This window comes from Geobacillus sp. YHL (genome assembly GCF_022341265.1).
Classification (GTDB): domain Bacteria; phylum Bacillota; class Bacilli; order Bacillales; family Anoxybacillaceae; genus Geobacillus; species Geobacillus thermoleovorans.
The window spans coordinates 56,208-71,315 of the sequence record NZ_JAEIGB010000012.1 but is presented as its reverse complement, the minus strand read 5'-3'; the positions used below and the strand labels follow the sequence as shown (position 1 = coordinate 71,315).

Sequence of the window (15,108 nt, the reverse complement as noted above, 5' to 3'; positions counted from 1 at the left end):
TTTCACCATTTTTCCATTCGTTTGTTATAATGGAGGGCAAGCACCACTTTTGTGAGCTGGGCGTTAAGATGAGCACAAATCCCCCTCGTTCTGATGAAGTGCGCCAATGGTTCGCACCGTTTGTGATCGAAGAACCCGACAGCTATCAGAATAAAAAGGAAGCGTTGCAGAACAAGAGCAGATGGAGTCAGGCGCTGACGTGCGGAGAGAAGAGGGCGGACATTTCCAACTTTCCACTAGCCCCTGCTTCTGTCGGAACACCGTTTTTCCAGCCGCTTTTGGCATGACGAAAGAAAGAGGGATCAGAGATGTTGATTGCACTCGATATGGACGGAACGCTATTAAACGGGGAAGGAAAAATCAGTGAACGAAACCGGGCGGCCATCACTGCAGCGCAGGCGCAGGGCCACATCGTCGCCGTCGTGACAGGGAGGGCGCGCAAAGACGCGCTCGCCCCGCTTCGCGAGGCGGGCATTATCTGCCCGATCGCCAGCTTAAACGGCGCGGTCGTTTCGCTCGAAGACGGCACGGTCATCAGCGAGGCGCCGCTCGAGCGGACAATCGTCCGTCCGACGCTTGAGTGGGTGCGCGAACAGTCCGATTTGTATTGCGAGACGTACACGGGCGATGCGGTCTATGTCGGCCTGCACAACCGCGCCCAATGGGAGGCGCTCGCTTCCGGGATGGCCGATGCGGCGCCAGAGGTGAAGTGGCTCGTGAACAAGCAGTTCCAGCAGGCGCGGGTGATGTATGTCGATGACATCCGCACGGTGTGGGACGACCCGCAGACGGTGATGTATAAGCTGCTGATTTTCGCCCTCGACCGCGAGCGGCTGCGTGATGCAGCGTCGCGATTCGCCGCGCTCCGTAGCGTCACGGTCACCTCGTCGCACCCGCACAATATTGAGATGAACAACGAACGGGCGACAAAAGGCGAGGCGCTCAAACAGCTCGCCGCCCATTACGGCATCGATGTGCGCGACACGGTCGCCTTTGGCGACAGCCATAACGATTTGTCGATGTTTAAGGTCGCAGGCTATCGCGTGGCGATGGACAATGCCGAGCCGGAGCTGAAAGCCATCTGCGACATGGTGACGTCCTCCCACGAAGAAGATGGGGTGGCGGCGGGGCTTGAGCGGCTGCTTGCGAAACGGGTGTAGCGGCACCCGTTTTTTTCGATTGGACGTTCACCACATCGCTTTGGATGTAGAGGGGAGCTCAGGTTTCCGGTGCTTGCCCCGTCTGCTGAAACGTGAATGTGTGCTGTCGGAGAGGGGAATCGTTTTCGCCGCTTATGGACAACAGTCGCATCATCATCTCAACGTATGGCAACGAAAGGGGAGAACAATGACGCACGATCGCATTCAAGACTGGATTGGAATGTGGCGGGTGCCGGTGTATACAGCGGCGGTGGCGCTGTATATGGTGGCCCAGTTTGTCGAGACGGCCCCCGTTCACTATGCTATGGGAGCTGCAGCGCTGTCAGCGTTTATTGTGTCCGCGTTTTTCGCCCGCGGGGTGTACCAGGTGTCGGGAGCTCTGTTTTTTGCATTTGGTGTTGGATTGTTTTTGTTCTATGGCGATGCATGGCCGACGTTTGTCTTGCATTTTGAACGGGTGTTGGGGCTGTTGGCGCTGTTTTTTGTGCTTCCGTTCATGAATACGCTTATTCGCGTCGGGCGGTATGATCAGAGTTTGAGCGAATGGCTGAAGCGGAACGTCGGGGGCGTTTCGTCGCTGTACCGCCGCAGTTTCAGCGTTTGTCATTTGCTTGGGTTGTTTTTGAACATTGCCACGATTCCGCTTCTTGTCAAATCGTTGCGCACCGCGCTGCGAAATGTAGGAGGACGGAAGGCCGAGTCGTTTTATGTTCGGAATTTGCTGCGGGCGTATGCGCTTTGTTTGACGTGGAGCCCGATGGAAGTGATGATCAGCACGACGATTGATTTCACCGGTGTGCACTATTATGAAGTGGCGCTGTTTTTGCTGCTTCTGGCTTTTACGATGGCGATGATCGACTGGGGAACGGCCGCTGTTTCGTATCGATCCATCCCATTGGACAACGGCGAGGAAGCGGGGCGGGAATCAGCGGTTTCGATCGGGAAAAAGGCCGCCCAGCTGCTAGTGGTGCTCGTCGTGTTTACGGTGCTCGTGTCGCTCGTTCAGCGTTGGCTTGGCAAAGGGTTTTTGTTTTCGATCGTCTTATTGCTTGTCCCGTTTTGTTTCGGATGGGCGCTGCTTGTGCGCCGGGTGAAGCGGTATGCGACGGTGGCGCTCTGCCATTGGAAAGAGCGGACAGAGGGATTGGGAAACTACTTTTTCATGTTTTTAGGAGCCGGGTTGTTTGTCGAGATGCTGGCCCGGTCTCCGCTGCTCGCTGGGCTTGGAGGCTGGTTTCGCGTCGGGGCGGAACATTCCGTCTGGCTGTATGGAATGATTGCCGTTTATTTTTTCGCGACGTCGTTTGTTGGGTTTCATCCGTTGGTCAGCTTGACGCTGCTCATGCCGCTGCTTGAGCCGGTGCGGCTGCTTGTTCCGGCGGTGCCGTTGTCGATTGTGCTCATTTGTTGCAGTTTGGCGACGGTCATGTACAGCCCGTACAATATTTCTGTTTCTTTGCTGGCGGAGGAGCTGGGGGACAATCCGTATCGGATCGGCAAGCGGAATGTCCCGTTTGCGCTCGGTTATATGGCCGTGGGAATCGGCATTGCGCTGTTGGCGGAGCGGCTGTTTTTCGGCTGATATCTATGGCGTTGTGGGGTCGTTTCCTTCTTTATTTTCAAAGAAAGAAGATTTTTAGGTTGACAGCGTTTTCAGCAGAACGATATAATGAGATTGAATCGATTGAATTGTTTGTCATTTCTTTTTTAGATCGATCTAATAAATAGGCGTGCCTAGTTGGTGCGCTCGGGATCGTCTGCTTAAAAATGGAAACAAAGAAGATTTGTTCTGGAGGTTTTTAGATCGATCTAATCTTCATTCTTTTGTTTTAGATCGATCTACTAAAATTCCATTCTTTTAGATCGATCTACAAAGAGCGGCAAAGGGGGATCGACTCGGATGAAGCAGCGAAGTGCGCTCGATATGTACGCCGATGGAGGGGCGTGGTGGGAGACGTCGATCAGCGACGTCCGCAAAAATGAAATTCTCATTCGCGGATATCCGATTGAGGAATTAATCGGCAATGTGTCGTACACGCAAATGTTGTACCTCTTATTATGCGGGGAGATATTGAGCGAGAAAAAGGCGAAGTTATGGGAAAGCGTCCTTGTCGCCGGGGCGGATCACGGCCCGCGCGCCCCGTCGATTGCGGCGGCCCGCATGGCGGCGACATGCGGCATTTCGTTCAACTCGTGTGTGGCGACGGGCATCAACGTACTTGGTGATGTGCACGGGGGAGCGGTGGAGAAGGCGATGGCGCTGTTTTACGAGACAAATGAGCAAATCGAAATCCGCGGCGGGGAAGGTGCGATGGCCGATGTGATCGGCGAGCGGTTTGAACAGTTTCGCCGTGAAGGGCGGAAGCTGCCGGGATTTGGCCATCAGCTTCATGATGACGACCCGCGCGTCAGACGGCTGTATGCATTGGCGGGCGAACTCGTGGAAGAAGGGGAGATCAGCGGGCGGTATTTAGCGATCGCCGAAGCGTATCGTTCCCATTTGGAGAAGACGAAAGGGAAGCGGATGACGATGAACATCGACGGGGTGGCGGCGGCGATCCAGTGCGAGCTCGGCGTGCCGGCGGCGGCGGCGAAAGGTGTGTTCGCTCTGTCGCGCGGGATGGGCATTGTCGCCCATGCGTTTGAAGAGTGGCAAAACGGCGTGCTGATCAAAGGACCGTGCCCGAACCGCGATGATTTAGTCCGCTATACCGGACCAGCCAAACGTCATTTGGAAAAGTAGGTGATCAAGATGAGAAAAGCACAGCTGTATATTAACGGGACATGGATCGAAGAACCGCGTGCGGCGGAGCCGGTGAAAAACCCGTATACCGGGGAAGTGATCGGCGAACAGCAGCTGGCGACGCCGGAAGATGTGGACAGGGCGCTCGCCTGTGCGTTTGAAGCAAAAAAAGAGATCGCGAGAATTCCGTCCTATGAGCGAGCGCGCATCTTAAAAAGGGCGTCGATGCTGCTGGAGGAGCGGAAAGAAACGTTTGCCCGCTGGATTTCGGAAGAGCTTGGAAAGCCGCTGAAAAACACGTTGGATGAAGTGTCCCGCTCCATTGAAACGCTTGAGCAGTCAGCTGAAGAAGCGAAGCGTCTGTTTGGGGAAACGATCCCGGGCGACGCCTCGGCGCGCGGGACGAAAGCGGTGGCAGTGACGTTTCGCGTGCCGGTCGGCGTCGTGGCGGCGATTACGCCGTTCAACGCTCCGCTCAATTTGATTTGCCATAAAGTCGGACCCGCGTTTGCGGCGGGCAACGCCGTTGTGTTGAAACCGGCGCCGCAGACGCCGCTCATTGCGGCAGAGCTGTTGAAGCTGCTGCTGGAGGCCGGTCTTCCGCCGCGCGCCATCAACATGGTGCTTGGCGGCGCCGAGGTCGGGCAGCAAATCGTCAAAGACGACCGCGTCAACGTCATTTCATTTACTGGCGGCGTCGTGGCGAGCCGCAACATTTGCGCGTTGGCCGGCATGAAAAAAGTGCTGCTGGAGCTTGGCGGCAATGCGGCGACGATCGTCCATGAAGACGCCGATTTGAAACGGGCGGCCGCCCTGTGCGCGAAAACCGGCTACAGCAACTCCGGGCAAAGCTGCATTTCCGTTCAGCGCATTTACGTGCATGAGTCGGTCGTTGGACCGTTCACCGAGTTGCTCAAACAGGAAGTGGAAGCGTTGAAAGTCGGCGACCCGCTCTTGCCCGATACGGATGTCGGCTGCATGGTCGATGAGCGGGCGGCGGATCGGGTGATGAGTTGGATTGATGAAGCCATCGCATCCGGCGCGACGCTGGTGTGCGGCGGAAAACGGCGCGGGGCGACGGTGGAGCCGACGGTGCTCTTCAACCCGCCGAAGCGAAGCAAAGTCGTTTGTGAAGAAGTGTTCGGCCCGGTCGTCAGCGTCATCCCGTACCGGACGATTGACGAAGCGATCGCCGAGACGAACGATTCCGCCTTTGGCCTGCAAGCCGGGCTGTTTACGAACCGGATGGACATCGTCTATCAAGTGGCGGAGGCGCTTGAGGTCGGTGGAGTTGTCATTAACGGCACCTCGAATTTCCGGTTGGATCATTGGCCGTACGGCGGTGTGAAAAACAGCGGCATCGGCCGTGAAGGTCCGCGGTATGCGATTGAGGAAATGACGGAAATGAAGATGATTGTATGGCAGTTTCCACAGTGATGATAGGTGGTGGCAACATGTTAGCGCTTTATGTGGCAAAGCCAAATGAATTAGAACTGCGGCGCCTCGAGACCGTCCGTTCTCCTCAAGGGGATGAGGTGAAGATCAAGCTCATCTATGGCGGAATTTGTGGGTCGGATCTTGGGGTGTTGAAAGGAAAACTTCCGCACGCGAACTATCCCGTTCGCGCTGGGCATGAGCTCGTCGGCGTCATCATTGAGAAGGGCGAACAAGCCGCCTACGACATCGGGACGCGGGTCGTTGTGCTGCCGAACACGTATTGCGGCGCGTGCGACTTGTGCCAAAAAGGGTTGACGAACATCTGCCGCCATAAACAATCGCTTGGCATCAACACGGACGGCGGGTTTTCGCAGGAATTCGTCATCTCATCCAAGTACGTGCTTCCTGTTCCGGATGATCTCTCGGATGAAAAGGCGGTGCTCGTCGAACCGTTCGCCGTTGTCGTGCATGCCTTGAGCAAAGCGCGGATCGAACCCACCATGCGCGTAGCGGTGATCGGATGTGGCAATGAAGGGATGATGGCGGCCGTCCTCGCCCGCCATTTCGGAGCGGATGTGACGGCGGTCGATGTGAATCCGTTGAAGCTTGAGACGGTGAAAGCGATGGCCGACATCCGTACGCTTGCGCCCGCTGGACTTTCGGGGGAAACGTTCGATGTCGTGATCGAGGCGGCGGGAACGCGTGAGGCAGTGGAGCAGGCGGTCGAGCTTGTCGCCCCAGGTGGTCACCTTGTGTTGATCGGTTTCGCGAATGAAGCGACGTTTCCGGTCGTGCGCCTCGTTCGCAATGAAGTGACTGTGCATGGCTCGATCATCTATCGCTTCCCGGATGACTATTTGCAAGCGATTCATTATTTGCGGACGATGCCGCATCCGATCGAACGGGTCATTTCCCGCATTTTCCCCGTCTGCGACTATGAGCAGGCGTATGAGTTGGCGTCATCCGGCAATGCCGGCAAAGTCGTCTTAAGCTTTCGAGAGGGGGAAGAACAATGAAAAAACAAGTGGCTGAACAACTCGTGCGGTATTTAGAAGACCGTGGCGTCACACATATTTTTGGGCTTTGCGGCCATACGAACATCGCCGTGTTGGCAGCGCTCGAGCATAGCTCGATCAAGTTCGTCAACGTCCGCCACGAACAAATTGCCGCCCATATGGCTGACGGCTATGCGCGGGCGAAAAAGGAAACGGCTGTCGTTCTCTGCCACGTTGGCCCGGGGCTGACGAATGCGGCGACAGGCGTCGCCAATGCGGCGCTTGATTCCATTCCAATGGTCGTCATCGCCGGCGATGTGCCGAGCCACTATTATGGAAAGCATCCGCACCAGGAGATCAACTTGCACGCCGATGCGTCGCAGTATGAAATTTATCGTCCGTTTGTGAAGCGGGCATGGCGAGTTGATCGGCCGGACTTGTTCCCAGAGATTTTAGAAAAAGCATTCCAGCTGGCGGAGAGCGGTCGCCCAGGGCCGGTGCTTGTCTCTGTGCCGATGGACATTTTCTCCAAAGAAGTGGATGTAGCGCTGTTTGAAAAGCAAAAGCGGCATACGAAAACGTTGCACAAACCGTCGATTGACGATGAAACGGCGAAACGGATCATTGAGAAGCTGATGCAGGCGGAACGTCCGCTTGTATACGTCGGCGGCGGGATTATGCTGGCGGATGCGGCGGAAGAATTGAAAACGTTTGTCGAACATTTCGATCTCCCCGTTGCGCACACGCTGATGGGCAAAGGGGCGCTGCCGGATGACCATCCGCTGACGCTGGGCATGAGCGGGTTTTGGGGGACGAAATTCGTCAATGACATGTGCCGCAACGCGGATGTTATTTTGGCGTTGGGAACGAGATTTTCCGAAGCCGATTGCAGTTCATGGGAATCGGAGTATACGTTCAACATTCCGGAAACGAAGCTCATTCATATTGATATCGATCCGAATGAAATCGGGCGCAACTACCCGACGGAGCTCGGCATCGTCGCTGATGTCAAGCAGGCGCTTACGGTTCTAAACCGTGTGGCGAGACAAACCGTGCCGCAGGGGCGGACGGACGAGGTGCTGAAAGAACGCATCGCTAACTATAAGGAGGAATTCCGGCGGCAAAACGCGCCGCACATTCAAGACGACAGCTATCCGATGCGTCCGGAACGCATTTTGCATGAGGTGCGGGAAGTGCTGCCGAAAGATGCGATCATCACGACCGATGTCGGCTGGAACAAAAACGGGGTCGGCCAACAGTTCCCAGCGTATGGTGCAGGAACGATTTTGACGCCAGGCGGTTATGCGACGATGGGCTTTGGCGCTCCGGCCGCGCTCGGGGCGAAAATTGCCTGCCCGGACCGCGTCGTCGTGTCTCTCGTTGGAGATGGCGGATTTGGCCAAAACCCGGCGGTGTTGGCGACAGCCGCCGAGGAAAATATCGCCGTTGTTTGGGTCATTATGAACAACTACGCCTTTGGCACGATCGCCGGGCTCGAGAAGGCGCATTTTGGCACGACGCACGGGACGGTGTTCCAAAAGGACGGTAAGCCGTATTCGCCGGATTATGCAGCCATTGCCCGGGCATACGGCGTTGAAGGAGTGAAAATCCGCTCGGCGGAAGAGTTTAAACCGGCGCTCGAGCGAGCCATCCAAGCGAACAAACCGTTTGTCATCGATGTGGAAATGATCAACGTCCCGACGCCGACGTCCGGCCACTGGAATATTATGGACATCTATTCCCCAGGCAAACGTGTTCACCATGTTGCGGTGGAGCGGTAAGGAGAAACCTTCAAGATCGGGGGGAGGGGGAAGATATGGCTAGAACGTTTTCCTTGGCCCATTTGACGGTGCTCGGCTGTCCGCCGCCGGAGATGGCGCACATTGCCGCCCGGGCAGGGTATGATTACGTCAGTTTCCGGATCATCTACATGGGGCTTCCGGGAGAACCGAACTATGCGTTGGCGGAAAATCCACAGCTGTTGCGTGAGACGAAAGCGGCGTTGCGGGACACCGGCGTCAAGCTGCTGGATATCGAACTGGCCCGTATTGACGCTGATACGGATCCAAAACGGTATGAACCCGCTTTGGAAGTGGCGGCTGAACTGGGCGGCCGCCACGTCCTAAGCAGCATTTGGACGGCCGACCGCAGTGCTTACATCGAGCGGTTTGCCGAGCTGTGTGAACTGGCGAAGCCATATGGGCTGACCGTTGATCTGGAATACGTGCCGATTGCGGCAGTGACGAATTTGGCCGGAGTCATCGATGTGTTAAAGACGGTAAAGAAAGACAATGCTGGCGTTATGATTGATTTGCACCATTTCCACCGCGCCGGTGATTCGCCGGAAGCGTTGGAGGCCGTGCCGCGGGAGTGGTTCCATTTTCTCCATCTTTGCGACGCGCCGGGCGAAATTCCGGCGTCAAAAGAAGAGATGACGAGAATTCTCCGCGAAGAGCGGCTGTATGTCGGCGAAGGCGGGATCGACATTGCCGGCATTGTCCGCCGCATCCCGGAAATTCCCTGCTCGATCGAGCTGCCGAACATCAAGCGTGTCAAGGAGCTCGGCTACGAAGAACATGCGCGCCGCTGCCTGCAGTCGGCGAAAGACTATTTTGCCCGTCATATTGCAACGCAAAGCGATCTATCGGCGTGACTAGTCAACAGAGAAATATGGCAGCGCTTCCGATACGGGAGGCTGCCATATGGATATTCTTAACTATCAGAAAATTTTATATATTAATTCCATTGTTAGAAATAAATGGTTTGCTCATTTGGTTGTTTCTCGCATGGCTGGCTGCGGCCGAGAGAAACAGGGCGGTCCGCGGCAAAACGGAATGCGGGTTCAACATACAACGATGCCAGCCCGATCCGTTCGGCTGCATCAACCGTTGCACTTATACAGTCCATCTATAGAAGAAAGAAGGGGGAAAACGTAATGAAGAAGATGTTGGTGTTGTTGTTGGCCTGCCTGTTCGTAATTGCGGGGTGCTCATCGAAGTCCGAGCCGCAAGGGGGCGGCGCGGCGAAGAAAACCGAACCGAAAGTGATGAAAATGGCCGTTGCGACATCGAAGGATCGTTCGTTGACAAAAGGATTGTACAAATTTGCGGAAATCGTGGAAAAAGAAACAAACGGCTCGATCAAAGTGGAAGTGTATCCGGATGGCCAGCTCGGGGGAGATGTAGCTGTGTTTGAAGCGCTGAAGATGGGTACGATTCAAGGATCGACGATGTCGACCGGTCCGATCGCTTCATTCGCTCCGCGCATCGGGGTGCTAGACTTGCCATTTTTATTCAAAGACCGGGAAACTGCTTACAAAGTGCTGGATGGGAAAATCGGCCAAGACTTGCTCAACGATTTGCCGTCTGTCGGCGTGATCGGCTTGAACTATTGGGAAAACGGCTTCCGCCATTTGACGAACAATAAGCGGGAAGTCAAGAGCGTCGACGACATTAAAGGGTTGAAAATTCGGACGTTGGAAAATGACCTTCATATTGATTTGTGGAAAGAGTTGGGCGCCACACCGGTGCCGATGGCATTTACGGAGCTGTTCACCGCTTTGGAGCAGCACGTGGTGGACGGGCAAGAAAACCCGGTTGGAAATGTAGCGATCAATAAGTTTTACGAAGTGCAAAAATATTTGACGAAAACCGGCCACGTCTACAACGCAAGTCCGTTGCTCATCAGCAAAAAGTTTTGGGACACGTTGACGGACAAGGAAAAAGACATCATCAAAAAAGCCGCGGAAGAAGCGAGAGACTATCAGCGCAAGCTCAACCAAGAAGAAGATGAGAAAATGTTCGACTATTTGAAACAGCAAGGCATGGTCATTACCGAACTCTCTCCGGAGGAGAGGCAAAAATTTGTCGAAAAAGTGCAGCCCATCTATCAAAAATACGCGCCGAAATTCGGCCAAGATCTCGTGAACGAATTGGTTAACGCAGGAAAATAACCGAATGGCAAAGCCGGCTCTTAAGGGGAGTCCACCCCTTAAGAGTTCTTCCATTCTTGCAGACTTGGAGGGGACAGCGATGAAAAGGATCGGAGCCGTACTGGAGAAGGCGCTGAACGCCTTAATGGCGTTCTGCCTCGCGTTTATGTCCATTCTTGTATTCGGCAACGTCGTGCTCCGCTACGCATTTAACTCCGGCATCACGTGGTCGGAAGAAATGTCGCGCTTTCTGTTCATTTGGATGTCGTTTTTAGGCGCGGTCGGTGCTTTGAAAGACCATGACCATCTAGGCATCGATACATTGGTGCGGAAGCTGCCGACCGGCGCCAAGCGCGTCGTGTTTGTCATCAGCAATGCGATCGTGCTGTATGTTCTCTATTTGCTTTTGGATGGAAGCTGGAAGATGACAATGAGCGGATTGGAAAGCAAAGCCCCGGCCACCGGGCTGCCGATGGCGTTCATTTATGGGACCGGGCTTGTCGTGAGCATCGGCATGGGCCTCATTATTTTGTACCATTTGTATCAGGCGCTGTTTCGCCCCGGGGCGATTGAGGAGCTGACGAGAATGAAAGAATCGGAAGAAGAAATCATGACGGCCGCTCCCGTCGAGCACGAAGCGGCAGAATGGGCGCACGGGCGAACGCAAGGCGCCGCTGGAGGTGAGCGGTAAATGGCGTTGGTCGTTTTTATCGGGTCGCTGTTAGGGGTCATGGCGCTCGGGATGCCGATCGCGTTTGCGCTCTTGGTCAGCGGCGTCGCCTTGATGTTTTATTTGGACATTTTTGATACGCAAATCATCGCGCAAAACTTGATCAGCGGCGCAGACAGCTTTCCGCTGATGGCGATTCCGTTCTTTATCCTCGCCGGGGAGCTCATGAACGCCGGGGGCATTTCGAAACGGATCATTCGCTTTGCGATGGCGCTTGTCGGTCATATCCGCGGTGGGCTCGGGTATGTGGCGATCATCGCGAGCGTGTTGTTCGCCGGGTTGTCGGGGTCGGCGGTGGCCGATACAGCGGCGCTTGGGGCGATTCTCATCCCGATGATGGTCAAAGCTGGGTACAACCGCAACCGGTCAGCCGGCCTTATCGCTGCCGGCGGCATCATCGCCCCGATCATCCCGCCGAGCATCCCGATGATCATTTTCGGGGTCACAAGCGGCGTGTCGATCACGAAGCTGTTTATGGCCGGCATTGTTCCCGGGATTTTGCTTGGCATTTCACTGGCCATCTGCTGGTGGTGGGTGACCCGAAGAGATCAAGTGGAAGTGCTTCCACGTCAGTCGGCGAAAGAGATTTGGCGGGCGACCCGCGAGGCGTTTTGGGCGCTGCTGCTGCCGGTGATCATCGTCGGCGGGCTGCGCGGAGGGGTGTTTACGCCGACCGAGGCGGCGGTCGTGGCCGCGTTTTACGCGTTGTTTGTCGGTCTGTGCATTTACCGCGAGCTGAAAGTGAAAGACTTGTTCCACGTGCTCGTGGCCGCGGCGAAAACGACAAGCGTCGTCATGTTTTTGGTGGCCGCCGCCATGGTGTCGGCCTGGCTCATTACAGTCGCCAACATTCCGGCGATCGTCACGGACGTGCTCGCGCCGCTCATCGATCATCCGCTGGCGCTGCTTTTGGCCATTAACGCGTTGGTGCTATTGGTCGGAACAGCGATGGACTTGACGCCGACGGTGCTCATTTTGACGCCGGTGTTGATGCCGATTATCGAAAAGGCGGGAATCGATCCGGTGTACTTCGGGGTGCTGTTTATCCTGAACAACTGCATCGGGCTGCTCACGCCGCCGGTCGGCACGGTGCTGAACGTCGCCTGCGGGGTCGGGAAAATCAGCATGGAAGACATTATGAAAGGAGTTTGGCCATTTTTGCTTGTGGAAACGCTCCTGTTGCTTTTGTTGATTTTCTTCCCGTCTCTTGTGACCGTGCCGCTTGGGTGGTTTGCGGGGCATTGATGCAAACTTGATCTTGGAAGGACAGAAGTCATTGCGAGAAAAGGTAGGTCCGAGAGCCGCTGTCGAGGCTTCGGACCATTGTTTTGAATGTGGCTAGTGCAATCTCACATCATTCGGCAGCGAACTGATGAAAAAGCGCCTCCATCCGGCTTGTTCATCGCTCGGGTGAAGGCGCTCCTAGCTTGTTTATCACGCTTTGATGTGTGGGATGACTGTTCTTTGAGCTGCTTCAGGCTTTGGGATCGGCTCGATCGGCTCCAAATCGGTTAGCAAAAAGATATAACTGAAAATGCCGCCGAGCAAAATAAGCGCCGCGACGAGAAAGGCGTACATAAACGAGCCGGTCGCTTGAACGATAAAGCCGGTGACGATCGGTGCGACAATTGCCATCGAGTTGTTGCCGAACGTCAAAAGGCCGGTTAATGTTCCAACAGTTCCTTTAGGAGCAATAAAGGTCGGAATGCTGTAGGCGATCGATGATGTGATGACTAAGCCGCCGAGTGCAATCGAAATGCAAAGAATCGCGATGTTCGGATTTGTCGTAAAGGCGGCGCCGATGACAGACAGTCCGAGCAGCATGCCGATGACTAAAAACGTTTTTCGCACGCGCGTCGAATGGCCTCCTTTGTTGATGAGCCGGTCGACGAGCCATCCGCCGATCACGATTTCCGAAATCGTGCCGACGATCCATGGAATTGAGGCGTACCAGCCCGATTTCAACACCGACATGTGCATTTCCGTCGCCAAATAGCCGGGCAGCCACGTGAGAAACAAAAACCATGAGTAACCGTAGGCGGCAAACCCGATCAATGTCGCCCACACTTTTTTCTTCGTCAGCAAATACCGAATCGTCTCCCAAACGTTTCCGGATGTTTCGTCCGACTTTTGCGCCCCGCCTTGGACGATGTAATCGTACTCTTCTTTGGACAGCCGTTTGTCTTCATGCGGGTCGCGGTATGTCACCCAGAAGATGACGGCGTAAATCAAGCTGAGCACCGCGGTCGTATAAAATCCAGCCCGCCATCCCCACTCGGTGATGATCCAAGCGATAATCGGGGTGCCGATGGCGTTCGACAGCTTTGATTGGGCGTCATAAAGGGAAATCGCGGTGGCTCGCTCATGACGCGGGAACCATTGACCGACCGCTTTGGCGGCTGACGGGAAATACGGAGCTTCCCCGATGCCCAACAAGACGCGCGATAACATGACAAGCCCTTGTCCGCTGGCGATGGCGGTCAAGAAACACGCCGCCGTCCAAATGATCGTTCCAACGCGCGTCACCCATTTGACGCCGATTTTATCGAGAATAACGCCGGCTGGAATTTGCAAAATGGCGTACGACCAAGCAAAGGCTGACAACAAAATGCCAAGCTGTCCGGGCGTTAGGCTGAATTCTTTCGACAGCGGCTGAATGCCGACCGACATGTTAATGCGATCAAAATAGTTGATAATGACTCCTAAGGCGATCAAAAATGCAATCGCCCAACGTCGTTTTTTCTTCATGGTCATTCACCATCCTTGTTTGGTTCTTAGTAGGAAAACGTATACAGTTCTTAGTGAAAAAAATGGACGTGAGATTTATGAGAAATGATGGTTCCATAGCAAGTGTTGGGCTAAACGGTTTGACAACGTTGTTTGTCTTCCTTTTACAGTGAAGCCGAAAGTCTTGTCGTTCGTCCCTCCTTCTCTTTGTTCCGTTCTATGTAATTCATTTTCTATCAATGGAACTCTTGAATGGATTATAACAAATTTCACTTTCTTTTGTCTATAACTTGCTGAAAAATTTGAACTATTTATGCGATGAGTCATGAAAATCAATGGGGCGGGAACTTATGGATGTCAAAAGAAGAGTTCGGCAAAAAGCGGCATTTCTTCTCAATCGCTGATTCTCGAAGATCGGGAAGGTCAAGCTGCATAAACCTTCTCCATTTGCGGAGCGTCGTTGTCTAGCTATATTTCCTCTGAAATCGAAAATGTAAAGAAAAGTGAAAAATGCTTGAATAGCGATGAGACAAGATGCTAAAATGAAAATAGAGTTCCACTGATAGAAATTAAATTCCATTTGTCGGAACAATGAAGAAAGGAGGGACAATGAACGAGTTGACGGAAGAAAAGAAACATGAGACGAGCTTGCGCACGGTGCAACGGGCCATTGACATCTTATATTGTTTCACCCTGGAGGAACAAGCGTTATCGCTCACCGAAATTGCGAAAAAAATTTCGCTGGCCAAATCAACGACAACGCGCCTGCTCGCTACGCTGGAGCAAAACCGCTTGGTCGTCAAAGATCCGGAGACGTTAAAGTACCGTCTTGGACAAGGATTGTACTATTTAGGATATATTGCCGGCAAATCGATTAAAGTGCGGGAAATCGCGCGGCCTGTGATGGAGCGGCTGCGCGACGAGACGCGGGAGACGGTGAACTTATACGTGCTGGAACAAGATGCCCGCGTTTGCGTCGAACAGTGCGAGGGGCTTCAGGCGCTGCGCCATATGGTGAGAATCGGCGAGCGGCTGCCGCTTTGGGCGGGCGCGGGAGGAAAAGTATTGTTGGCATACCAATCGCCCGCCTTTCAAGAGCGAATTTTCGCGCAAGTGCCGACAAAGGAACGCTTGGCTCGTCTAGCGGCGGAGCTTGAGGTGATTCGGGAGCGCGGCGTTGCGTCTAGCATCGATGAACGGGAAGTCGGCTCTGCGGCCGTTGCGGCGCCGATTTTCAATATCCGTGGGGAAGTTAGCGCCTGCTTGTCCATCTCCGGGCCGACGCATCGATTTACGCCGGACGTGCTCGAGAAGTTCGAAACGATCGTGAAAGAAGGAGCGCAAGCGATTTCAGAAAAACTAGGTTATCGACCATAAGGGGGAAG

12 protein-coding genes are annotated in these 15,108 nt (G+C 54.5%); 11 read left to right on the top strand and 1 reads right to left on the bottom strand.

The features are described 5' to 3' along the window. Positions 1–308 precede the first annotated feature (308 nt). The 10 genes from JCR24_RS11705 to JCR24_RS11660 all read left to right on the top strand — a co-directional run bounded on the left by JCR24_RS11705 (position 309) and on the right by JCR24_RS11660 (position 12,241). Positions 309–1,160: an HAD family hydrolase gene (locus JCR24_RS11705; protein WP_050367401.1), complete on the top strand. Its 852-nt coding sequence runs from the start codon at positions 309–311 to the stop codon at positions 1,158–1,160. A 187-nt stretch (positions 1,161–1,347) separates the two neighbouring features. Further along, positions 1,348–2,742, top strand: coding sequence for a hypothetical protein (locus tag JCR24_RS11700; protein WP_238980671.1), 1,395 nt, complete (start codon positions 1,348–1,350; stop codon positions 2,740–2,742). Between the two features lie 318 nt (positions 2,743–3,060). Next, positions 3,061–3,903 (top strand): citryl-CoA lyase, encoded by an 843-nt coding sequence (locus tag JCR24_RS11695; RefSeq protein WP_014196107.1) that lies wholly within the window; start codon positions 3,061–3,063, stop codon positions 3,901–3,903. 9 nt (positions 3,904–3,912) lie between these two features. Beyond that, positions 3,913–5,340 carry an aldehyde dehydrogenase family protein gene (locus JCR24_RS11690; protein WP_014196106.1) on the top strand — a complete coding sequence of 476 codons (1,428 nt, stop codon included), beginning with the start codon at positions 3,913–3,915 and terminating at the stop codon, positions 5,338–5,340. Between the two features lie 17 nt (positions 5,341–5,357). Then, positions 5,358–6,356, top strand: a complete 999-nt coding sequence (locus JCR24_RS11685) for a zinc-dependent alcohol dehydrogenase (RefSeq protein WP_238980670.1) — start codon at positions 5,358–5,360, stop codon at positions 6,354–6,356. Beyond that, positions 6,353–8,116 (top strand): thiamine pyrophosphate-binding protein, encoded by a 1,764-nt coding sequence (locus tag JCR24_RS11680; protein WP_238980669.1) that lies wholly within the window; start codon positions 6,353–6,355, stop codon positions 8,114–8,116. Before JCR24_RS11685 ends, JCR24_RS11680 begins: the two co-directional genes overlap by 4 nt. 35 nt (positions 8,117–8,151) lie before the next feature. Then, positions 8,152–8,988: a sugar phosphate isomerase/epimerase family protein gene (locus tag JCR24_RS11675; protein ID WP_238980668.1), complete on the top strand. Its 837-nt coding sequence runs from the start codon at positions 8,152–8,154 to the stop codon at positions 8,986–8,988. A gap of 282 nt (positions 8,989–9,270) precedes the next feature. Continuing rightward, a complete protein-coding gene (locus tag JCR24_RS11670) occupies positions 9,271–10,287 on the top strand; it encodes a TRAP transporter substrate-binding protein (RefSeq protein ID WP_238980667.1) in 1,017 nt (338 codons plus the stop codon). Positions 10,288–10,366: 79 nt separating this feature from the next. Next, entirely contained in the window at positions 10,367–10,957 is a 591-nt protein-coding gene (locus JCR24_RS11665) for a TRAP transporter small permease (protein ID WP_238980666.1), read from the top strand. Beyond that, positions 10,958–12,241: a TRAP transporter large permease subunit gene (locus JCR24_RS11660; RefSeq protein ID WP_238980665.1), complete on the top strand. Its 1,284-nt coding sequence runs from the start codon at positions 10,958–10,960 to the stop codon at positions 12,239–12,241. A 189-nt stretch (positions 12,242–12,430) separates the two neighbouring features. Here JCR24_RS11660 and JCR24_RS11655 read toward each other — a convergent pair whose 3' ends face one another. Further along, on the bottom strand, positions 12,431–13,744 hold the full coding sequence (locus JCR24_RS11655; protein WP_174435184.1) for an MFS transporter: 1,314 nt from the start codon (positions 13,742–13,744) through the stop codon (positions 12,431–12,433). 588 nt (positions 13,745–14,332) lie between these two features. On the opposite strand from JCR24_RS11655, the gene JCR24_RS11650 reads away from it, so the two are divergent. Next, a complete protein-coding gene (locus tag JCR24_RS11650; protein ID WP_042380842.1) occupies positions 14,333–15,100 on the top strand; it encodes an IclR family transcriptional regulator in 768 nt (255 codons plus the stop codon). Positions 15,101–15,108 lie beyond the last annotated feature (8 nt).

What these genes read in the sequence shown, in the direction of transcription:
- JCR24_RS11665 (WP_238980666.1), top strand. Translation starts at nt 10,367, where the DNA reads ATGAAAAGGATCGGAGCCGTACTGGAGAAGGCGCTGAACGCCTTAATG.
- JCR24_RS11695 (WP_014196107.1), top strand. Translation starts at nt 3,061, where the DNA reads ATGAAGCAGCGAAGTGCGCTCGATATGTACGCCGATGGAGGGGCGTGG.
- JCR24_RS11675 (WP_238980668.1), top strand. Translation starts at nt 8,152, where the DNA reads ATGGCTAGAACGTTTTCCTTGGCCCATTTGACGGTGCTCGGCTGTCCG.
- JCR24_RS11680 (WP_238980669.1), top strand. Translation starts at nt 6,353, where the DNA reads ATGAAAAAACAAGTGGCTGAACAACTCGTGCGGTATTTAGAAGACCGT.
- JCR24_RS11660 (WP_238980665.1), top strand. Translation starts at nt 10,958, where the DNA reads ATGGCGTTGGTCGTTTTTATCGGGTCGCTGTTAGGGGTCATGGCGCTC.
- JCR24_RS11700 (WP_238980671.1), top strand. Translation starts at nt 1,348, where the DNA reads ATGACGCACGATCGCATTCAAGACTGGATTGGAATGTGGCGGGTGCCG.
- JCR24_RS11655 (WP_174435184.1), bottom strand. Translation starts at nt 13,744, where the DNA reads ATGAAGAAAAAACGACGTTGGGCGATTGCATTTTTGATCGCCTTAGGA.
- JCR24_RS11685 (WP_238980670.1), top strand. Translation starts at nt 5,358, where the DNA reads ATGTTAGCGCTTTATGTGGCAAAGCCAAATGAATTAGAACTGCGGCGC.
- JCR24_RS11650 (WP_042380842.1), top strand. Translation starts at nt 14,333, where the DNA reads ATGAACGAGTTGACGGAAGAAAAGAAACATGAGACGAGCTTGCGCACG.
- JCR24_RS11705 (WP_050367401.1), top strand. Translation starts at nt 309, where the DNA reads ATGTTGATTGCACTCGATATGGACGGAACGCTATTAAACGGGGAAGGA.
- JCR24_RS11690 (WP_014196106.1), top strand. Translation starts at nt 3,913, where the DNA reads ATGAGAAAAGCACAGCTGTATATTAACGGGACATGGATCGAAGAACCG.
- JCR24_RS11670 (WP_238980667.1), top strand. Translation starts at nt 9,271, where the DNA reads ATGAAGAAGATGTTGGTGTTGTTGTTGGCCTGCCTGTTCGTAATTGCG.